We start from the raw sequence: 22,047 nt of genomic DNA, 5'->3' as shown, positions 1-22,047 counted from the left end.
GGCGGGGCTCGGGAGCTGGGCCTGGGGAGGGGCCTTCGCTCCGGATCTGCTCCAGGGGAGGGGAGAAGATCAGCGACAGACGTTGCATCTGTCGGGGGCTATAAGAGCATCGGGAACATGCACGCCACGTGAAGGTTTGCGTTAAGAAGCCGTTGAATTCAGAAACAATTCATCCCGACAAATCGGGTCGAGTTCGCCACCCGATCCGGTGCTAGTGGGACGGCCCGCTCAGTGCGCTTCGTCCCAGTTTGCCCCGACGCCGCTTTCGACTTCCAGAGGCACTTGGAGCTCGGCCGCCCCTGCCATGCGCGAAGTGACCGCGTCGATGACGGTCGGCACGAACGCCTCGTCGACCTCGAACACGAGTTCGTCGTGCACCTGCAGGATCATCAGGGCGCGCTGTGCATGGTCGGCGAGCCAGGCATCGACCGCGACCATCGCGCGTTTGATGATGTCCGCCGCCGTGCCCTGCATCGGCGCGTTGATCGCCGCCCGCTCGGCGCCGGCGCGCAGGCCCTGGCTGCGGGCCTGGATGTTCTCCAGATAAAGCCGGCGGCCGAACACCGTCTCGACATAACCCTGCTCGCGCGCCTGCTGGCGCGTGCGCTCCATGTAATCGCGCACGCCCGGATAGCGCGCGAAGTACAGCGCGATGTAGTCCTGCGCCTCGCCGCGGTTGATGCCGAGCCGCGCGGCAAGCCCGTGCGCGCTCATGCCGTACATGAGCCCGAAGTTGATCGCCTTCGCCGCGCGCCGCTCGCCCGACTCGACCTGATCGACCGACTTGCCGAACACCTCGGCCGCGGTCGCCGTGTGCACATCGAGGCCCGACGTGAACGCGCGCAGCAACGCGGGGTCTTCGGAGAGGTGCGCCATGATGCGCAGCTCGATCTGCGAGTAGTCGCAAGCGACGATCTTGCGCCCATGCGGCGCGACAAACGCGGTGCGGATGCGGCGGCCGTCCTCGGTGCGGATCGGGATGTTCTGCAGGTTCGGATCGGACGAGGCGAGTCGTCCTGTCGCGGCGCCGGCCTGGTGGTAGCTCGTGTGCACGCGGCCGGTGTCGGGGTTGATCATCTCCGGCAGCTTGTCCGTGTAGGTGCTGCGCAGCTTCGCGAGGCCGCGATAGTCGAGGATCACCCGCGGCAGCTCGTGGCGGTCGGCGATCGCTTCGAGCGCCTCTTCGTTCGCGCTCGGCTGGCCTGTGGGCGTCTTGACCAGCGTCGGCAGCTGCAACTCATCGTAGAGCAGCGCGCAGACCTGCTTGGGCGAATCGAGGTTGAACGTGCGGCCCGCAAGCTCGGTCGCGCGCTGCTGCAGTTCGAGCATGCGCCGACCCAGGTCGTTCGATTGGCGACGCAGTTCGTCGGCGTCGACGCGCACGCCGTTCGCCTCGATGCGCTCGAGCACGGGCACGAGCGGCACCTCGATCTCGCGGTACACGCGCTCCAGCGCGGGCTCGGCTTTGAGTTTCTTCGCAAGCACGCGGTGCAGGCGCAGCGTGACGTCCGCATCCTCGGCCGCGTAGCGCGTCGCGTCGTCGAGCGCGACCTGCGAGAACGAAATCTGCTTCGCGCCCTTGCCCGCCACGTCGGTGAACTTGACCGTCTCGTAGCCGAGGTAACGCTTGGCGAGCGAGTCCATGTCGTGGCGCGTCGCGGTCGCATTGAGCACAAAGCTCTCGAGCATCGTGTCGTCCGCGTAGCCGCGCACGTCAACGCCGTGGCGGCGCAGCACGTGCAGGTCGTATTTGCCGTGCTGACCGACCTTGCGCTTGCCGGCGTCCTCGAGCAGCGGGCGCAGCGCGTCGAGCACGTCGGCGCGATCGAGCTGCGCGGGCGCGCCGGGGTAGTCGTGTGCGAGCGGGATGTAGCAGGCCTGCCCCGGCTCGACGCACAGGCTTAGGCCGACGAGGTTCGCGCGCAGCGCATCGAGCGCGTCGGTCTCGGTGTCGAATGCGAACGCGTCGGCCGCCTGTAACTTGGCGATCCACACCTCGAGCTGCTCGCGCGTGAGCACACATTCGTACTCGCCGGGCGCTGCGAGCGCGGGGTCGACCGCTTCGACCGCCGGGCCCGTGCGCGCATACCCGGCGGCGGTGTTGCGCACGCTTTCGAGCGTATCGGCCGCGCCGCCGTCGAGCTCGCGCAGGGCCTGCTTGAAGCCGTAGCGTGCATACAGCGTGCGCAGCGCATCGGCGTCTCGCTCGCGCAGCACGAGCTCGGTCGGGCCGCGCTCGAGTTCAACGTCGGTGCGGATCGTCGCGAGCTCGCGGTTGAGCGGCAGGCGCTCGAGCACCGCGCGCAGGTTCTCGCCGATCTTGCCCTTGATGCCATCGGCGTTCGCGATCACGCCGTCAAGCGTGCCGTGCTCGGCGAGCCATTTCGCAGCGGTTTTCGGGCCGCATTTATCGACGCCCGGAATGTTGTCGACGCTGTCGCCGACGAGCGCCAGGTAGTCGACGATCTGGTCGGGCCGCACGCCGAACTTGTCGACCACGCGCGCGATGCAGTCCATGCGCGAGCCGGTCATCGTGTTGACGAGCGCGATGCCGCAGCCCTCGGGCGTGGGGTCGCGCACGAGCTGGGCGAAGTCCTTGTCGCCGGTGGAGATCGTGACGTCGATGCCGGCGTCGGCGGCCTGCAGCGCGAGCGTGCCGATCACGTCGTCGGCCTCGACACCGGGCACGCGCAGGATGTCGATGCCGAGTGCACTGACGATCTCGCACATCGGCTGCACCTGCGCCCGCAGGTCGTCGGGCATCGGCGGGCGGTTCGCCTTGTACTGCGCGTCGAGCGCTTCACGGAACGTGGGGCCGCTCGCGTCGACGACGTAGGCCACGTAATCGGGCCGTTCGGCGAGCGTGGAGCGCAGCATGTTGACCACGCCGAACAGCGCGCCGGTGGGCTCGCCGTGCTCGTTCGTGAGCGGCGGCAGCGCATGGAACGCGCGGTAGAGGTAGCTGGAACCGTCGATCAGCACGAGTCGTTTCATGCGTCGATTCTACGCGGCGCCCTGCATCGGCCCGTGCGCGGACGCTTCACCGCGCGCGGCCGTATGCTGGAGGCCCGACCCGGAGCCCGACCCATGCGCGCTGCCGCCCTTGCCCTGACTGCCATGCTGCTGAGCGCCTGCGCCAGCCTGCCCGGTCCGGCCGACGACCCGACCGCCGCTCTGCAGGGCGCACAGGTCACGACCCGCACCGAAGCCGGCGGCGATGTCGTCGACGAATACCGCGTGGCGGGGCAGTTGCGCGTGGTCCGCGTTACGCCGAAACGCGGGGTGACCTACTACCTTATCGACAGCGACGGCGACGGCCGCGTCGACGACACGCGCGGCGACAACGAGGGCATTTCGCCCGTGTATTACAAGCTGTTCGAGTGGTGACCGCAGATCGGGCGAAGACGCGCCGGCGCTAGCCGCTGCAGGCGCGCAGGCCGAAGTTGAGCAGCACGGTCAGCACAATCGACGCGACGATGCTGATCAGGCAACCGGACGTTCGGATTTTGACGGGCATGGCGACTCTCGCGAAGGCGGGCGCCCGTTGTTCCAAACCGCGCGTCACCCGGCGGTGACGACGCGGGCGACGACGCGCCTCAGGCCGGCTGCAGGTTCGCGAACGCGACGACGAGCCACTTGCTGCCGGCGTCGTCGAAGTTGACCTGCACCCGTGCGTGCGCGCCGGTGCCTTCGTAGTCGATCACGGTGCCGGCGCCGAAGCTCGGGTGGCGCACGGCCGCGCCGAGCGGCAGCGCGGGCGCCTCGAGTTCGGCGTGGCCCCAGTCGCGGCGGGGGCGCGGAGAAAACGCGGGTCGTGAGACCTGCACCTTCGGCCGCACCTCGTGCAGCAGCCCGGCCGGGATCTCGCGCAAAAAGCGCGACGGCATGCCGTACATGTCGCTGCCGTGGATGCGGCGCGCCTCGGCGTAGGTGATCACGAGCTTCTGGCGCGCGCGAGTAATGCCGACGTACGCGAGACGCCGCTCTTCTTCGAGCCGGCCGGCCTCCTCGTTCGATTTCGAATTCGGGAACAGGCCTTCCTCGAGCCCGACCAGGAACACGAGCGGGAATTCGAGGCCCTTCGCGCTGTGCAGCGTCATGAGCTGCACGCCGTCCTCGTCGGCGCGCGCCTGGCCCTCGCCGGCCTCGAGCGAGGCGTAGCTGAGGAACGCCACGAGCTCGGGCATCGCCGCGGCTTCGTCCTCGTCGTCGCTGCGCACGAAGCGCGATGCGACGGAAACGAGTTCGTCGAGGTTGTCCGTGCGCGAATCGAGTTGGCCGCGCGATTCGTTCGCGTAGTGCTCGCGCAGGCCGGAGCGCGCGAGCACGTGGTCAATCTTTTCCGGCAGCGGCATGTCGGCGACCTCGGTTTCGAGGCCGTCGATGAGGTGCACGAAGCCGGCGATCGCGTTGCGCGCGCGCGCGGCGAGCACGGTGCCGCCGGTCAGCGCCTGCGCGGCCTGCCACAGCGGTACGCCCAGGCCCCGGGCGAGGCGTCGCACCTCGTCAAGCGTGCGCTCGCCGATGCCACGCGCGGGCGTGTTGACCGCGCGTTCGAACGCGGCGTCATCGGCGCGATTCGAGACCAGGCGCAGGTAGGCGAGCGTGTCCTTGATCTCGGCGCGTTCGAAGAAGCGCAGCCCGCCGTACACGCGGTACGGCAGCTGCTCGCCGATCAGCGCCTCTTCGAACGCGCGCGACTGTGCGTTGGATCGATAGAGGATTGCGACCTCGCTGTAGCTGCCGCCGTCGCGCACCCACTGACGCAACCGCTCGACGACGAAGCGCGCCTCGTCGATCTCGTTGTACGCGCTGTACAGGTCGATCGGCTCGCCGGTGCCGCTGTCGGTCCACAGCTTCTTGCCGAGGCGGTCGGGGTTGTGCGCGATGACCGCGTTCGCGGCCTCGAGGATGTTCGCGCTCGAGCGGTAGTTCTGTTCGAGGCGCAGCGTCTTCGCGTCGGGGTAATCGCGCAGGAAGCGCTGCACGTTCTCGACCTTCGCGCCGCGCCAGCCGTAGATCGCCTGGTCGTCGTCGCCGACCACGAACACGCGGCCGGAGTCGCCTGCGAGCACGCGGATGAACGCGTACTGGATCGCGTTGGTGTCCTGAAACTCGTCGACGAGGATTTCGCCGAAGCGGTGGCGGTAATGCGCGAGCAGCGCGGGGTTGTCGCGCAGCAGCTCGTGCGCGCGCAGCAGCAGCTCGGCGAAATCGACGAGTCCGGCGCGATCGCAGCGCTCCTGGTACGCCGCGTAGGCGCGGCGCATCGTGTCGGCCCACTCGTCCTGCCCGCCCTGCAGGTGCTGCGGGCGACGGCCTTCGTCCTTCTGCGCGTTGATCCACCACGCGAGCTGGCGAGGCGGGAAACGCGTGTCGTCGAGCTCGAGCTGCTGGACGACGCGCTTGCACAGGCGCTGCTGGTCGTCCGAATCGAGCACCTGGAAGCCTTCGGGCAGCTTTGCTTCCTGCCAGTGCAGGCGCAGCAGCCGGTGCGCGAGGCCATGGAACGTGCCGATCCACATCCCCCGCGCGCCGCGCGGCAGCTGGGCATCGACGCGGTGGCGCATCTCGCCGGCCGCCTTGTTGGTGAAAGTCACCGCGAGAATGCCGTGCACGGGCACGCCCTGCACCTCGTGCAGCCAGGCGATGCGGTGGGTGAGCACGCGGGTCTTGCCGGAACCGGCGCCGGCGAGGACGAGGTAATGGCCGGGCGGTGCGGACACGGCCTCGCGCTGCGCCGGGTTCAGCGCGTCGAGCAGGTGGGAGACATCCATCGGCCCAGTTTAACCGGCCGCGGCCGCGCGTCCTCGGCGGAGCAGCGGCAGCAAGGCCTCGAACGGCTGCGGCCGGGCGAGCAGGTAGCCCTGCAGCTCGTCGCAGCCGCGCGCGCGCAGCCAGCTCGCCTGCTGTTCGGTCTCCACGCCTTCTGCGACGGTGTAGATGTCGAGCGAGTGCGCGAGGCCGATGATCGACTGGCAGATCGCCGCATCGTCGTCGTCGACACCCAGATCCTGCACGAACGAGCGGTCAATCTTGAGCCGCTCGATGGGAAAACGCTTGAGGTAGGCCAGGCTCGAGTAGCCGGTGCCGAAGTCGTCGACTGAAAAGCCGACACCGAGCGCGGCGAGCCGCTGCATGAGCTCGATCGCGCGCTCCGGGCTGTCCATGATCACGCTCTCGGTGAGTTCGAGCTCGAGCGTGCCGCGCGGCAGCGCGAACTCGCGCACGACCGCCTCGACGTCGACGTACAGCTCTTCGGTGAACTGCGCGGCGGAGACGTTGACTGCGAGCCGCACGTCGCCACAGCCGGCCTCGACGAGCCGCGCGTGGTGGCGCGCGGCCTCGCGCAGGATGCGGCGGCCGAGCTCGACGATGAGCCCGCTCTCCTCGCAGACGCCGATGAACTCGCCCGGCATCAGCAGCCCGCGCGTCGGGTGCTGCCAGCGCACCAGCGCCTCGAGCGCGACCGCACGGCCGGCCGGCGAGAACAGCGGTTGGAACGCGAGCACGAACTCGCCGCGCACGAGTGCATCGCGCAGCTGGGTGATCAGCTGCAGGCGCTGCGTCACGCTCGCGTCGAATTCCTCGCGGAACGGCATCGCGCGGTTCCGGCCGTGGCGCTTGGCCTGGTACATCGCGAGGTCGGCGTGGCGCAGCAGCGTCTCGGGGTCGTCGCCGTCGTCGGGGTAGCGGCAGTAGCCGATGCTGGCCGTGAGCGTGTGGGTCACGCCGCCCACGTGCATCGGCCGCGCGAGCGTCGCGGCGATGCGGCGGATCACGTCGAGCGGCGAGGCGTCGGCCGACTGCTCGGTGAGCACGGCGACGAACTCGTCGCCGCCGAAGCGGCTCACGGTGTCGGTGTCGCGCACCGCGGCCTGCAACCGCTCCGCGACTTCGACGAGCGCGGCGTCGCCGGTGCCGTGGCCGAGGCTGTCGTTGACGAGCTTGAAGTCGTCGAGGTCGATGAACACCACCGTGGTGCCGCGCCCGTAGCGCTGCGAGGCGAGGATCGCCTGCTTGAGGCGGTCCTCGAGCAGCATGCGGTTCGGCAGGCCAGTGAGTTCATCGTGCGTCGCGCGATGCGCGAGGCGCTCCTCGTAGCGCTGGCGCTCGCTGACGTCGTTGAGCACGCCCACGTAGTGCGTGAGCGTGCCGCGCTCGTCGCGCACCGGCGCGATCTGCAGGTCGTTCCAGAACAGCGAGCCGTCCTTGCGCAGGTTGCGCAGGAGCACTCGGGCCTCGCGGGCCTCGACGAGCGCCTGGCGCAGTGCGTCGAGGCCCGGCTGCTCGCGGTCGTCGCCCTGCAGGAAGCGGCAGTTGCGCCCGAGCACCTCGGCGGCGGCGTAACCGGTGATCGCTTCGGCCGCGCGATTCATGTAGACGATCGGCAGATCGGACTCGCGAGCGTCGGCGATCATGATGCCGTTGTGCGCGGATTCCACCGCGCGTCGCAGCAGCCGCATCTCGCCCTCGGCCTCGCGCTGCGCCGTCACGTCGATGAGGCCGCCGACCATGCGCGTCGCCCGGCCGTCGGCGCCCCGCAGGAACAGCCCGCGCTCGACGATCCGCGCGTACCGGCCGTCGGCGCGGCGCAGCCGGTATTCGGCATTCCACTCGCTCGCATCCGGGTCGGCGAGCGCGGGCCAGAGGCTGGCGCTGACGCACGCGTGGTCGTCGGGGTGCAGCAGCCGCTCCCAGCCCTCGATCGTCGGCGGCATCGTCTCGGGCGTATAGCCGAACTGCGCGTAGAACGAGTCGCCCCACCAGATCGCGCCGCGCTCGATGTCGTAGTCGTAGACCGCATCGCTTGTTGCGCGCGCCACAAGTTGGAAACGCTGCTCGGTGCGCTCACGCTCGGTCACGTCCTGCGCGGCGACGAGGCGCGCGGGTCGGCCGTCGAACTCGATGTCGTACGGATAGATCGCCGTGCGCACCCGACGGCCGTCGGCGCACAGATGGGTCCACGCGCGGCCTTGCGGGCGCTGCGTTCCGGGCTGGATCACCGCGCGGAAAACCGCGTCGTGCTCCTCGGGCGGGTGAATGAATTCAAGCGTGTTCGCGAGCAATGTGTCGCGGTCGTAGCCGAAGTGCCGCAGCATCGCGTCGTTGACGGCCAGGAAAAGGCGGGTCTGGCGGTCGAACACCCACATCGGCAGCGGGTTGTGCTCGAACAAGAACCGGTACTGCGCTTCGGCGCGCGCGAGCTGCTCGCGCGCGTCGGCAAGGTCGGTGACGTCCTTCATGACGCCGAACACGATGCGCTCGCCGCGATCACGCTGCACTTCGCCGCACGAGAGCATGTGGCGCACGCTGCCGTCGGGGCGCACGACGCGCAGTTCGTGCTCGGTCGGCGGGCCGCCGGCGAGTAGTGCCTCGGTCGAGCTCTGGGCGAGCGCCGCGTCGCCGGGGTGGATCGCGCCGAACGCGCGCTCGATCGTGATGCCCTGGCCCGGGTCGAGGCCGTACAGGCGGTAGCAGTTGTCCGACCACCACAGCGCGCCGGTGTCGGGGTTCCATGCGTAGTCGCCGATGCCCGCGATCCGCTCGGCGCGGCGCAGGCGCTCGTTCGTGGCCTTGAGTTCGCCGATCTCGCGTGCGAACTGCGCTTCGCGCGTCCGCGCCCTCGCCTGCGCACGTCGATGCATGAGTGCGCCGCCGGCCGCCACGCCCAGGGCAGCCGCGATCGCGCACGCGAGCAGGCTCAGCGGCTCCATGCCCGCCCGGCGTACGCGAGTTTTCGATCCGCAGCGCTCACCGCATCACCCCTTTGCGATTGAACGAGACTGTAGCCGAGGTCGCGCGATCGGCGTTGTGATCGCAGTCCGCCGACTTGAGGGCGGCATGTGGCGCGTTGCGACGGGCGCGCGTGCGTCAATGGCGGCGCAGCGTCGGCAGCAGCGCATCGAGCGGCTGCGGCCGCCCCCACAGATACCCCTGCAGCTCATCGCAGCCCCGGTCGCGCAGCCATGCGCGCTGCGCCTCGGTCTCGACGCCTTCGGCGACCGTGCCCAGATCGAGCGCATGCGCGAGGCTGATGATCGACTGGCAGATCGCCGCATCGCTCGCGTCGGCATCGAGGTCCTGCACGAACGACCGGTCGATCTTGAGGCGCTTGATCGGGAAACGTTTGAGGTACGCCAAGCTTGAATAGCCGGTGCCGAAGTCGTCGACCGAGAACGTGATGCCGAGTTCGACGAGCCCGCGCATCAGCTCGATCGCGTGTCCGGGGCGATCCATGAGAACGCTCTCGGTGAGTTCGAGCTCGAGGGCGCCCGGCGGCAAAGGCTGGCCGTCGAGCGCGTCGAGCACGTCGCGATGCAGGTCGTCGGTGAACTGCGCGGCGGAAACGTTGACTGCGATGCGTACGTCGGCGCGACCGGCCTCCACAAGGCGCCGTCGTTCGCGCAGCGCTTCGCGCAGCACGTAACGCCCGAGATCGACGATGAGCCCGCTCTCCTCGCACACCGGAATGAAATGCGCCGGCTCGAGCAGTCCGCGCAGCGGGTGGCGCCAACGCGCGAGCGCTTCGAGGGCCGCCACATGTCCGTCGGGCGTGTACTGCGCCTGGAACGCGAGCTCGAACTCGCCGCGCTCGAGCCCGGCGCGCACCTCGCTGATGAGCTGGAGGCGGCGCGAAACGGTGGTGTCGAACTCAGCCCGGTACGCCACCGCGCGGTTGCGTCCGCGACGCTTGGCTTCGTACATCGCCTGGTCGGCGTGCCGCAACAACGTGTCGGCGTCGGCGCCGTCATTGGGCGCGCTGCAGTAGCCGATGCTGGCCGTGAGCAGGTGGCGCACGTCGCCGAGCTGCATCGGCGGCGACAGGGCCTTCGCGAGGCGCGCGACGAGATCGCGCGGACGCTCACCCGGATCTTCGATCGGCAGCACGGCGACGAACTCGTCGCCGCCGAACCGGCTCACGGTGTCCATGTCGCGCACGGCCGCCTGCAGCCGGCACGCGACCTCGCGCAGCAGCAGGTCGCCGGTGCCGTGACCGAGGCTGTCGTTGACGAGCTTGAAATCGTCGAGGTCGATGAAGACCACGATCACCCGCGTGCCGCTGCGCTCGGCGGCGCGCACGGCCTGCTGCAGGCGGTCTTCGAGCAGGATGCGGTTCGGCAGCCCGGTGAGCTCGTCGTGCGTGGCGCGGTGCGCGAGCCGGTCCTCGAATTGTTGCCGGTCGGTGACGTCGTTGAGGACGCCGACGAAATGGGTCAGCTCGCCTCGCGTGCCGCGCACCGGCGAGATGTACATCTCGTTCCAGAACAACGTGCCGTCCTTGCGGTAGTTGCGCAGCAATGCGCGCACTTCGTGACCGTGGCGCAGCGCCTGGCGGATCGACTCGATCCCGGGCTGCTCGCGGTCGCCGCCCTGGAGCACGCGTGCGTTCCGGCCGGTCAGTTCCTCGGCGCGGTAGCCGGTCATGCGCTCGAACGCGGGGTTCGCGTAGACGATCGGATGAGTGGGGTCGTGCGCGTCGGTGAGGAGGATGCCGTTGTCGGCAGCCTCGACTGCGCGTTCGAGCAGGCGCAGGCGCGCCTCATGGCGGCGGGCGTCGGTGATGTCGAGCATGCCGCCGACCATGCGGGTCGCGCGGCCGCGCTCGTCTCGCTGGATCAGGCCGCGCGTGGACACGCGCACGTATTCGCCGCGTCCGTGCAGGAAGCGGTACTCGGCATGCCATTCCTCATCGCCATCCTCGACCGCGCGCTCGAAGCTGTCGACGACGCGATCGACGTCGTCGGGGTGCACGAGCCGCGTCCACGCGGAGCGGCTCATCCGCAGCTCTTCGGGCGAGTAGCCGAAGAGGGCATACAGCGAATCGCTCCACCACAGCCGGCCACGACGCACGTCGAGGTCGAACACGGCGTCACTCGTCGCGCGTGCGATGAGGCGGAAGCGCTCCTCGCTGCGCTCGCGCTCGGTCACGTCCTGCGCGGCGACGAGGCGTGCAGCGCGCCCCTCGACCTCGATGTCGTGCGCGTAGATCGCCATGCGCCGCACCGCGCCGTCGTGGCGGCGGTACGCCCACACGGCGCCCTGCGGGCGTTGCGCGCTCGGCATGCGGATCGCTTCGCGCAGGGCATCGGCGTCCTCGGGCGCGCGGATCAGGTCGAGCGAGGCACCTTCCAGTGCGTCGCGCTCGTAGCCGAAGTGCTCGAGCGCGGCGTCGTTGACCGCAATGAACGCCTGCCGGTCGCGGTCGACGACCCACATCGGCACCGGGTTGTGCTCGAACAGGAAACGGTAGTGCGACTGCGCTTCGATCACCCGCTCGCGCGCGTCCTCGAGTTCGGTGACGTCTTTCATCACGCCAAAGACGCGTCGCTCGCCTTCTTCGAGGTACAGCTCGCCCGAGGACAGCATGTAACGCACCGCGCCGTCGGGACGCACGATGCGCAGCGCGGTTTCGGTGGGCACCCCGCCTTCGAGCACGGCCTCAGTCACGCGCGCGGCGAGCGCGGCGTCGTCGGGATGGATCATCGCGAACGCACGATCGATCGACACCTCCTCGGCGGCGTCGATGCCATACAGGCGATAGCAGTTGTCCGACCACCACAGCGTGCCGCGGTCGACGTTCCACACGTATTGGCCGATGCCGGCGAGACGCTCGGCGCGGACAAGGCGGTCGTGTTGGCCCTGCAGCGCGGCGTGGCGGCGTGCGAGCGAGTCCGACCCCGAGCGCGAGCGGTGCGCGCCCAGGTGGTAGGCCGCGATCGCGAGCGCGACCGTCGGCAACAGCGCGGCGATCGTCCCGTCCGGGCGTCGCATGCGGGCCTTCCGTGGTGGGCCTGGTTCCGATCCTCGGCAGCGGCCTGTCACGGCAACGTGTTGCCCGCACGCCCGCGCTTACACTCGAGTGCTCGCCGTCGTGAGCCCGCCGATGACCCGCACCGCCCTCGCCCTCGCCGCCCTGCTCGCCTGCATGCCTACGCTCACCGCCTCCGCCGCCCCGCCCGACGCTCCCCAGCGCCTCACGCTCGAGGCCATTGCAGGTGACGTTTCGCTGTCGGGCCCGAGCCTGCTCAAGCCGAAGGTGTCCCCCGACGGGCGTTACGTGACGTTCCTGCGCGGCAAGCCCGACGACAAGAACCGGCTCGATCTGTGGGCCTACGAGGTCGCTACCGGCAAGACGCTGCGCCTCGTCGACGCCGACGACGTGCTGCCAGGCAAGGAAGAGCTCAGCGACGAGGAAAAGGCACGCCGCGAGCGCCAGCGCATCGCATCACTGAGTGGCATCGTGGACTACCAGTGGGCGCCGGATGGGAAATCACTGCTGTTCCCGCTTGGCGGCGAGCTCTACCTTGTCGACCTTGTGAAGTCCGGCAAGGACGCGGTGCGCAAGCTCACCCGCGGCGAAGGCTTTGCGACCGACCCCAAGCTCTCGCCGCGCGGGGGCTATGTGAGTTTCATCCGCGACCGCAACCTGTGGGTGATCGACCTCGCCTCCGGCAAGTCGATCCAACTCACGACCGACGGCAGCACGGTGATCGGCAACGGCGTGGCCGAGTTCGTCGCCGACGAGGAAATGGACCGCCACACCGGCTACTGGTGGGCGCCCGACGATTCGGCGATCGCGTTCGCGCGCATCGACGAGTCGAACGTGCCGGTGCAAAAGCGCTACGAGGTCTACCCCGACCGCACCGAAGTCGTCGAACAGCGCTACCCGGCCGCGGGCGATCCGAACGTGGCGATCCAGCTGGGCGTGATTGCGCCAAAGGCCGGCGCGAAGCCGCGCTGGATCGACCTCGGCACCGAGCAGGACATCTACCTGGCGCGCGTGGACTGGCGCGATCCGCAGCGCCTCACGTTCCAGCGCCAATCGCGTGACCAGAAGAAACTCGACCTCATCGAGACCGACCTGCAGACCGGCACGCAGCGGACGCTCGCGACCGAGACCGCGAAGACCTGGGTGCCGCTGCACAGCGACCTGCGCTTTCTCAAGGACGGCCGCCTGCTGTGGCGCAGCGAACGCAGCGGCTATTCGCACCTTGAGGTCATCGAGCCCGACGGCACGCGGCGCGCGCTGACCTCGGGCGAGTGGCCCGTCGATCGCGTGCTCGCGGTCGACGAGACCGCGGGGCAGGTCTACTTCGCGGCCGGTAAGGACTCGCCGCTCGACGTGCAGGTCTACCGCGTGCCGCTCGCGGGCGGCGCGATCGTGCGCCTCTCGAAGGAAGACGGCGTGCACAACGCGAGCTTTGCGAACAACGCGTCGGTTTACGTCGATAACTGGTCGACGCCGACCACGCCGCCGCAGCTCACGCTGCACCGCAACGACGGCACGCGCATCGCCACGCTCGTCGAGAACGACCTCAACGATCCGAAGCACCCGTACGCGCCGTACCGCACCGCGCACCGGCCGATCGAGTACGGCACGCTGGCCGCGGCCGACGGCACGACGGCGCTGCACTACAGCCTCATCAAGCCGCCCGGCTTCGACCCCAAGCGCGAATACCCCGCGGTCGTCTACGTCTACGGCGGGCCTGCCGCGCAGACCGTCACGCGCGCCTGGCCGGGCCGCGGCGATCACTGGTTCAACCAGTACCTTGCGCAGAACGGCTACGTCGTGTTCTCGGTCGACAACCGCGGCACGCCGCGGCGCGGCGCGGCGTTTGGCGGCGCGCTGTACGGCAAGCAGGGCACGGTGGAAGTCGAAGACCAGCGCAAGGGCGTGGAATGGCTGAAGTCGCAGCCGTGGATCGACGGCGAGCGCATCGGGGTGCACGGCTGGTCGAACGGCGGCTACATGACGCTGATGCTGCTCGCGCAGGCGCCGGAGCTGTACGCCTGCGGCGCGGCCGGCGCGCCGGTCAGCGACTGGGCGCTGTACGACACGCACTACACCGAGCGCTACATGAACCTGCCGGCCGCGAATGCCGAGGGCTACAAGACCGCGCGCGTGCTCGAGCACATCGACGGCCTCGTCGGCCCCGAGGCGCCGCGCCTGCTGCTCGTGCACGGCATGGCCGACGACAACGTGCTGTTCGGCAACGCGACTGCGGTGATGAGCGCACTGCAGAAGCGCGGCCAGCCGTTCGAGCTCATGGCGTATCCGGGCGCGAAGCACGGGCTGACCGGCGCGGACCTGCTGCACCGGCTGCGCGTGACCGAGGACTTCTTCGGCCGCTGCCTGACGCCGCAGTCGCGCGACTGACGCAAGCTCGATCCACCCGCGGCGCGCCCCGCGCGCCGTGACCTCCGGCGCATGGCCGCATGGATTTCCGCGGCGATGCTCCGGCCCTCAATGCCCAGGAGCCTCGCCATGCTCAAGCCCCTCGTCCTCGCCGTCTCGCTCGCGCTGCTCACCCCGCACGCCGCACTCGCGCAATCGCAGCCCGCACAGGCCGCAAAGGCCGCGACCGCACCGAAGCCGGCGCCGGCCTGGGTCGAACAGAGCAACGCGCATGCGCAGATCCTGCTGCAGGCGCAGGCGCCGTTCGTGCCCGAGCAGATGTCCTTCTTCGGCGTGCCCGGCTACGACACGCAGGTGTTCGACTTCCGCCCCGGCTACGCGAAGCGCTTCCGCGAGGCGACGCAGCAGGCGCGCACGCAGCTCGCGGCCCGGGCGCAGGCCGAGCGCGACCCGAACGTGCAGCAGGACCTCGCGATCCTGATCCAGGCCGCCGACGACGCGATCGAGTCGAGCGAGGTCAACGAGCGGCTCACCGTGCCGTTCCTCGACGTCGGCCAGACGGTGTTCCAGGGCATCAAGGGCCTGCTCACCGACCAGGTCCCGGCCGAGCGACGCAAGAACGCGGTCGAGCGCCTGCGTCGCTACGCCGGCCTCACACCCGACACGCAGCCGCTCGCCACGCTCGCACGCGAGCGCTATGCGGAGCACGCAGGCGATGCCAAGCGCCTCAAGCCCACGAAGATCGAAGTCGAGCAATCGCTCGCGAACCTGCCGACCTACCTCACGGGCCTCGAGGAGCTGTTTGCGAAGTACGGCCTCGCCGCCGAAGCAAAACCCGCGCTCGATGCGCTCAAGACCCAGCTCGAAGGCTATGCGGACTTCTCACGCGGCACGGTGTTGCCGAACGCGCGCACGACGTATGAGCTGCCCAAGGAGCTTTACGCGCTGCAGCTCAAGAACGTCGGCATCGACGTCGACCCGCTCGTGCTCGTCGACCGCGCCCGCGTGGGCTTCATGGAAACACGCGCGGCAATGCAGCAGCTCGCGCCGCTGGTCGCGAAGGAAAAGGGCCTCAAAGAGTCGGATTACATCGCGGTTATGCGCGCGCTCAAGCGCAAAACGCTGCCGAACGAAAAGCTCGAGGCGCACTACCGCAATGTCGTGATGCCCGCACTCGAGGAGCAGATCCGCGAGCACGACGTCGTGACGCTGCCGCAGCGGCCAATGCAGATGCGCCTGGGCACCGCGGCCGAAAGCGCCGCGCAACCCGCGCCGCATTTCCTGCCCGCGCCGCTGATCGGCAACACCGGCCAGCAGGGCACGTTCGTGCTGCCGCTCGGCAACCCGAACGCGGGCGCGGAAGGCGCGTACGACGACTTCAACTTCCCGGCCGTCGCATGGACACTGAGCGCGCACGAGGGCCGACCGGGCCATGAGCTGCAGTTCACCGCGATGGTCGAGCGCGGCATCTCGCTCGCACGCACGCTCTACGCGTTCAACTCGGTCAACGTCGAGGGCTGGGCGCTGTACGCCGAAGCCGAGATGGTCCCGTACGAGCCGCTCGAGGGGCAGCTGTTCGCGCTGCAGTTCCGGCTGCTGCGTGCCGCGCGCGCGATGCTCGATCCGATGCTCAACCTCGGGCTCATCGACCGCGACACCGCATTCAAGGTGCTCACCGAGCAGGTCGGCCTGTCGAACGCGATGGCGCGCCAGGAGGTCGACCGCTACACCGTGCGCTCGCCGGGCCAGGCCGGCAGCTACTTCTACGGCTACTCGAAGATCCTCGCGCTGCGCGCGGAAACCGAGCTCGCGCTCGGCGATGCGTTTGACCGCCAGGCATTCAACGACTTCCTGCTCGACCAGGGCCTGCTGCCACCGGACCTGCTCGCGCAGGCGGTGCGCGAGCGCTTCATTCCGGAGCAGAAGGCGAAGGCCAAGGGCGCGAGCAAGGGCTGAGCGCGTCAGTTGCAGGGGAGCTCGGCGCCTGCTCCTTGCAGCTGTGTCGCCCGGGCAACCGTCGGAAGTGCCAGACCGTTGCCACAAAGACCCGGAGGGCGCTCGACAGGACGTCGAGCGTTTTTCGAAGGGGTGAGGCGGCGTGGTCTGCGCGGCACCGCCGCGCACGCCGCCGAACGCCCGCGCCGCGGGCCGGACCCGGGACGTCCCTTCGAAAAATCCCGTCAGGCTGCACGATGCAACGAGAGGTTTGTCGGGGAAGGCCGTTTCTTTTGGTTACTTTTCTTTGGGCCAGCAAAGAAAAGTGACCCGACGCAAGGCGGAAGCTCTACAGCGAGATACAAAGCAAAGGGTCAGCTCACGCGCGCGAGCATCCGCTGATGCCCGATCAGGCGCGCCCAGCGCGCGCCCAGATCGCTCAGGCACACATAGGCCGCCTCGCCTGCGAGCCGCGCGACCATGCGCGAATCGAGCTGCAGCTGCGGCTCGGCGGCGCACAGCTCCGCGTCGAAGCCGAGCTGGCGCGCGAACAGCGCACAGCGCGCGAGGTGGTAACGGCTGCTGAGCAGCGTCACGCGGCGGCGCATGCCGTCCACGAACAGCGTCGGCTCGAGCAGCTGACGTGCGTTGCGCAGGTTCTGCAGCGTGTCGCGCGACGCGGCCTCGAGCTGCAGCGGGGCATCGGATGCCACGCCGCGCGCGAACAGGGCAGCGCGTGCGACCTCGGCCTCGGTGAGTTCACCGTGCGCGCCGCCGCCGAGCAGCACGACGTGCGCCGGCGGGCGCTGTTGCCAGAGCGAGACGGCCCGGTCCAGACGCGCCTCGAAGTCCCGGTCGATGAGCCCGCCCGGCGCGTGCTTGCCGAACACCAGCACGCACTCGCCGTGCGCGGGCTCGCACGGCGCGCGCCGCGCGGTACGCCACACGTGGAGCAGGTAGCCGACGTAGACCAGGCCCGCGGTGAGCACGCACGCGGCAAGCGCGACGAGCCCGGCGTGCAGCACGTCGCGGTCGCCAAACAGGTGCAGGCGGTGGCGGGCGCGGGTCGTCATCGAAAGGTCGGGAAGTGGAAATCGGCGCCAGTGTACGGTCGTGACGGATGCGTGAAATGCGGCGGCGGTCACGCAGGCACCGTCGATGCGGGCACGCCGTGCGCGGAACGCGACGCACGTCCCCCCGCGCGAACCGTTCAGCCACGCCGCCCGACTGCGGCAGGCCGGCGCAGACGCGCTGGCTATACTGCCGACCCGTCCGTCTGGAACGCTGCGTGCCCCTGCCGTCGCCCCCGCCCGCGCCTGCGATTGCGCCCTTGTCGGTGCGTGCCTACACCGCGACGACCGCGCTCGGCCGTGGCCGCGAGGCACAGCGCGAGGGCCTGCGCGCGGGCCGCAGCGGCCTGCGTCGCAACGACTTCGGCCCGCCGCACGACGGCGCGCCGCTGCCGTGCTGGATCGGCCGTGTCGACGGACTCGAAGACGTGGCGCTGCCGGCGGACCTCGCCGCATGGGATTGCCGCAACAACCGCCTCGCTTGGCTCGCGCTGCAGTCCGACGGCGTGCTCGACGCGCTGGCCGATGCGGTCGCACGCCACGGCGCCGAGCGCGTCGCGATCATCATCGGCACCTCGACGTCGAGCATCGGCGAGACCGAGGACGCGTACGCGCACCTGGAAGGCGACGGCGATGCGGCCGCGTTCTCCACGCGTATGGCGCGCCCGAACGTGCACACCGTGCATTCGCTCGGCGGCTTCCTGCAGCGCGTGACCGGCGTGCGCGGCCCGTGCGTGACAGTCGCCACGGCGTGCTCGTCGAGCGCAAAGGTGTTCGCGCAGGCCTCGCGCCTGATCGACGCCGGCATCGTCGATGCCGCCCTCGTCGGCGGCGTGGACACCCTGTGCGGCAGCGTGCTGTACGGCTTCAACTCGCTGCAGCTCGTCGCGCCCGAGAGGTGCCAACCGTTCGACGCGAACCGCGTCGGGCTCTCGCTCGGCGAGGCCGGCGGCTTCGCGCTGCTCGAACGCGCGTCTGAAGACGACAGCGCACCGCGGCTTGTCGGCTACGGCGAGTCGAGCGACGCCCACCACATGTCGGCCCCGCACCCCGAAGGCCTCGGCGCGCAGCTCGCGATGCGCGAGGCGTTGATGCGCGCCGGCATCGAGGCGGCCGACGTCGGCTATCTGAACCTGCACGGCACCGCCACGCCCGCGAACGACCGCGTCGAGGCGCTGGCCGTCAATGCGCTGTTTCCGCCGACGCTGCACGCGAGTTCGACGAAAGGCTTCACCGGCCACACGCTCGGCGCGGCCGGCATCGTCGAGTCGGTGATTGCGCTGATCGCGCTGGAGCACGGCGAGCTGCCGGGCACGCTCGGCAGCAGCGAACCGGATCCGGCCTGCGGCCCGCAGATCCGGTTCGACGCCGCGCACGATGGCGCGCTGCGCTACGCGATGAACAACTCGTTTGGCTTTGGCGGCAATAACTGCTCGCTGGTCTTCGCGCGCGCATGAGCCCTGGTCTGTCCCTTGCCGCCGGGCGCGGCGCGAACACCGTGACCGCATGACTGCACTGAGCGCCACTGTCGAAGGCATCGGCTTCTGGACGCGCGGCATGCCCGGCTGGGACGCTGCGCGTGCATTCGTGCAAACCGGCGCGCGCATCGACGACGCGCCGTCGCGCCCGTCACCCCAACTGCTCGCGCCGAACGAGCGTCGCCGCGCGCCCGACACCGTTGCCGTCGCGCTCGACGTCGCGCTCGCGGCCTGCGCGATGGCCGGGCGCGACCCGGCGTCGCTGCCGTCGGTGTTCGCGTCCACGCACGGCGACCTGACGATCACCGATTACATCTGCGCGACGCTCGCGAGCGCGCCAGCAACGGTGTCGCCGATCCGCTTCCACAACTCGGTGCACAACGCCGCGGCCGGGTACTGGACGATCGGCGCCGGCGCGACGCGCGCGAGCACCGCGATCAGCGCGTTCGACGCGAGCTTCGCGCAGGGCCTGCTCGACGCGCTCGCGCAGATTTCAGCCGGCGCCGAGGGGGTGCTGCTGGTCGGATTCGACGGCGCGTCGGCCGGTCCCCTCGCGCAGGTTTCGCAAAGCAGCGGCCTGCTCGGCGGCGCACTGGTGCTCGCGCGCGATGCCAAGCCCGGCGCGCCGCGCCTGCGGGCGACACTCGCCGACGGTGAACCCGACCTTGGCGGCGCGCTTGCTACCGTGGCGTCAGGCAATGCCATGGCCCCGATGTTGCCGTTGTTCGAGACGCTCGCGGGCGCGCGTGCGCAAGCCCGACTCCTGGCCGGTCCCGGTCGGGTGCTGCAAGTGGAGGTGATCGATGTCTGAGTCCGTGCAACCCGCGACCGCGCGCCGCGCACCCGTGCGCCTGGACGCGCGCAACGTCGTGGTGGTCATCCCCGCGCTCAATGAAGAACTGCGCATCCGCGGCGTGGTCGAGGACGCGCTGGCGCATTGCCCGCACGTGATCGTGATCGACGACGGCTCCACCGACGGCACGGTCGCCGCGCTCGAGGGCCTGCCGGTAATCCTGCTGCGCCACGAGCAGCGCCGCGGCAAGGGCGCGAGTCTGCGCGACGGATTTGCCGAGGCGCTGCGTCGCGGATTTGCTGCGGTGCTGACCATGGACGGGGACGGCCAGCACGCCGGCGCCGACCTGCCGCGGCTCATCGACGCCGCGAACCGCTACCCCGACCACATCGCGATCGGCGCGCGCCTGCGCAAGCGCTCGCTGCAGCCAACCTACCGCCGGCTCGCGAACGAGTTCGGCGACTGGGGCATTGCCTGGGGCTGCGGCTACCGCATCGCCGACACCCAGAGCGGCCAACGCCTGTACCCGGCGGCCGTCTGTGCGCTCGACGACGTGCCGGGCGAGGACTTCGTGTTCGAGGCGCAGATCCTGATTTCCGCCGCGCGCCGGCTCGGCATGCGCTGCGTGTCGGTGCCGATCGAATCGCGCTACGCCGGCGAAGGCGTCGCCGAGAAGTTCCGCAAGAGCCATTTCCGCCCACTGCACGACCTGTGGCGCATCACCTCGCACGTGGTGCGGCAGGTGCTGTCGCACGGCGGCCTCATCGGCTTGATCGACGTGTACCGCCGCGTGCGCGCAAGCGCACCGGTCATCCACGACCCGAGCGGCGAGTTCGGCGTGCCCCCGGGCGCGGCCGCGACGGCGCGCTCGTCCTGATCGACACGCCGTGAGCGACGCACCCGTGTCCGGGCCTGCGGCCCTGCCTGCATCGGCCGATGTCGTGCTCCTCGGCGGCGGTCTCGCCGGTCTCACGCTCGCGCTGCAGCTGCGCCAGCAGGACGCTGCGCTGCGCATCGTCGTGATCGAACGCCACCGCCACCCGGTGCGCGAAGCCGCGTTCAAGGTCGGCGAGTCGACGGTCGAGATCGGCGCGCACTACCTCGCCAACGTGCTCGGCCTGCGCGAGCACCTCGACAGCCAGCACATCCGCAAGTTTGGTTTCCGCTTTTTCTTCAGCGACGGCCGCACCGACATCGACGCGTGCACCGAACTCGGCGTGAGCCGCATCCTGCCGACGCCGTCATGGCAGATCGACCGCGGCCGCCTCGAGAACCACCTCGGCGACCTCGCACGCGAGCGCGGCATCGATTTCATCGACGGCGCCGTTGTGCGCGGCGTCGACCTCGGCGAAGGCGACGCGCCGCACGCGGTGCGCTGCGAACGCGACGGCGAAACGCACACCGTGCACGCGCGCTGGCTCGTCGATGCCAGCGGCCGCGCGGGCGTGCTCAAGCGCAAGCTCGGCCTCGCAAAGCCGAATGCGCACGACGCGAACGCTGTGTGGTGGCGCGTCGACGGGCATCTGGATCCGAACGACTGGTCGGACGATGCGCAGTGGCGGGACCGCTGCACGCCGCCTGACCGCTGGCGCTCGACGAACCACCTGTGCGGGCCCGGCTACTGGGTGTGGATGATTCCGCTCTCGTCGGGCGCGCACTCGATCGGCATCGTCTGCGACGCCGCGATGCACCCGCTCGAGACGATGAACTCGCATGCGAAGGCGACCGCGTGGCTGCAGCAACATCAGCCGCGCCTGGCGGACGCGCTCGACGCGTCCGAGCACACCGTGCAGGACTTCATGTTCCTGCGGCATTTCTCCTACGACTGCGCGCAGGTGTTCTCCCGCGAGCGCTGGGCGCTGACCGGCGAGGCCGGGCTTTTCCTGGACCCGTTCTATTCGCCGGGCAGCGACTTCATCGCGCTCAGCAACACCTACATTGCCGACCTCATCGCGCGCGACCGCGCGGGCACGTTGTTCGGCCCGTACACCGCGATGTACGAGCAGCTCTACCGCTCGTTCTACGAAAACACGCTCACGCTCTACCAGGACCAGTACCCGCTGTTCGGCGATGCGCAGGTCATGCCGCTCAAGGTGATCTGGGACTACACGTTCTATTGGGCGCTGCTCGCGCCGCTGTATTGCGGCGGACTGCAGTGCGACCTCGGCGTGCTCGGCCGCGTGCGCGATGCGTTCGTCCGCGGCAGCGAACTCAACCGTGCGATGCAGCCGCTGCTGCGCGCCTGGGGCGAGCGCAACCGGATCGAGGCCATGTCGACGCCCGATGGTCGCCTGCTCGATCAATACCGCCCGGCCTGGTTCCACACTCTCAATGCCGAGCTGCACGAGCCCGCCGATGCGGAGACGTTCGTCGCACGCACTGAGTCAAACCTGCGCCTGATGGCGCGGCTCGCCGCCGAGTTGCGTGCGCAGGCGCGCATTGCGCACCCGGAACTCGACACCGCAGCGCTCGACGCACTGTTGGCGTGCGAAACGGTCGATGTCGACGCGGAACCGCTGTTGTCGCCGATCTGGTACGCGCAGCGCGAGGCGGCGCTCGAGCCTGCCTGATCGCGCCGCGTCGCCCGGAAGCGATGCAACGCCTCCGTCGGAGCGGAGCCGACGTTGCGAG

The 22,047-nt window shown here is 69.9% G+C and carries 12 protein-coding genes; 7 read left to right on the top strand and 5 right to left on the bottom strand.

Annotated features, from left to right (window positions below):
- Positions 1-228: 228 nt before the first annotated feature.
- A complete protein-coding gene (gene polA / locus IE075_RS10005; protein ID WP_189456057.1) occupies positions 229-2,994 on the bottom strand; it encodes a DNA polymerase I in 2,766 nt (921 codons plus the stop codon).
- 93 nt (positions 2,995-3,087) lie between these two features.
- Here polA and IE075_RS10000 point away from each other — a divergent pair, with 93 nt between their 5' ends.
- Positions 3,088-3,387 (top strand): DUF2782 domain-containing protein, encoded by a 300-nt coding sequence (locus IE075_RS10000; RefSeq protein ID WP_189456055.1) that lies wholly within the window; start codon positions 3,088-3,090, stop codon positions 3,385-3,387.
- A gap of 209 nt (positions 3,388-3,596) precedes the next feature.
- Here IE075_RS10000 and uvrD read toward each other — a convergent pair whose 3' ends face one another.
- From uvrD to IE075_RS09985, 3 genes are all read right to left on the bottom strand, one after another.
- Entirely contained in the window at positions 3,597-5,777 is a 2,181-nt protein-coding gene (gene uvrD / locus IE075_RS09995) for a DNA helicase II (RefSeq protein WP_189456053.1), read from the bottom strand.
- Between the two features lie 9 nt (positions 5,778-5,786).
- A complete protein-coding gene (locus tag IE075_RS09990) occupies positions 5,787-8,717 on the bottom strand; it encodes a sensor domain-containing protein (protein WP_189456050.1) in 2,931 nt (976 codons plus the stop codon).
- A gap of 157 nt (positions 8,718-8,874) precedes the next feature.
- A complete protein-coding gene (locus IE075_RS09985) occupies positions 8,875-11,775 on the bottom strand; it encodes a sensor domain-containing protein (protein ID WP_189456048.1) in 2,901 nt (966 codons plus the stop codon).
- 154 nt (positions 11,776-11,929) lie between these two features.
- On the opposite strand from IE075_RS09985, the gene IE075_RS09980 reads away from it, so the two are divergent.
- Complete coding sequence (locus IE075_RS09980; RefSeq protein ID WP_229792481.1) at positions 11,930-14,161, top strand: S9 family peptidase; 2,232 nt, start codon at positions 11,930-11,932, stop codon at positions 14,159-14,161.
- A gap of 108 nt (positions 14,162-14,269) precedes the next feature.
- Positions 14,270-16,096, top strand: coding sequence for a DUF885 domain-containing protein (locus IE075_RS09975; protein ID WP_229792453.1), 1,827 nt, complete (start codon positions 14,270-14,272; stop codon positions 16,094-16,096).
- A 353-nt stretch (positions 16,097-16,449) separates the two neighbouring features.
- Here IE075_RS09975 and IE075_RS09970 read toward each other — a convergent pair whose 3' ends face one another.
- Positions 16,450-17,148 (bottom strand): YdcF family protein, encoded by a 699-nt coding sequence (locus tag IE075_RS09970; RefSeq protein ID WP_189456042.1) that lies wholly within the window; start codon positions 17,146-17,148, stop codon positions 16,450-16,452.
- A gap of 248 nt (positions 17,149-17,396) precedes the next feature.
- On the opposite strand from IE075_RS09970, the gene IE075_RS09965 reads away from it, so the two are divergent.
- Genes IE075_RS09965 through IE075_RS09950 form a run of 4 tightly spaced genes read left to right on the top strand, consistent with a single transcriptional unit; the run spans position 17,397 to position 21,986 of the window.
- On the top strand, positions 17,397-18,602 hold the full coding sequence (locus tag IE075_RS09965; protein WP_189456656.1) for a beta-ketoacyl-[acyl-carrier-protein] synthase family protein: 1,206 nt from the start codon (positions 17,397-17,399) through the stop codon (positions 18,600-18,602).
- Between the two features lie 49 nt (positions 18,603-18,651).
- Positions 18,652-19,434, top strand: a complete 783-nt coding sequence (locus IE075_RS09960) for a beta-ketoacyl synthase chain length factor (RefSeq protein ID WP_189456041.1) — start codon at positions 18,652-18,654, stop codon at positions 19,432-19,434.
- A complete protein-coding gene (locus IE075_RS09955; protein ID WP_189456038.1) occupies positions 19,427-20,293 on the top strand; it encodes a glycosyltransferase family 2 protein in 867 nt (288 codons plus the stop codon). Before IE075_RS09960 ends, IE075_RS09955 begins: the two co-directional genes overlap by 8 nt.
- Positions 20,294-20,336: 43 nt before the next feature.
- Positions 20,337-21,986: an NAD(P)/FAD-dependent oxidoreductase gene (locus tag IE075_RS09950; RefSeq protein ID WP_229792480.1), complete on the top strand. Its 1,650-nt coding sequence runs from the start codon at positions 20,337-20,339 to the stop codon at positions 21,984-21,986.
- The last annotated feature ends 61 nt before the right edge of the window (positions 21,987-22,047 follow it).

Source organism: Cognatilysobacter bugurensis (assembly GCF_014652095.1).
GTDB classification, from domain to species: domain Bacteria; phylum Pseudomonadota; class Gammaproteobacteria; order Xanthomonadales; family Xanthomonadaceae; genus Cognatilysobacter; species Cognatilysobacter bugurensis.
The sequence above is the reverse complement of the archived record's forward strand: the minus strand, read 5'-3'. Positions and strand labels throughout refer to the sequence as shown.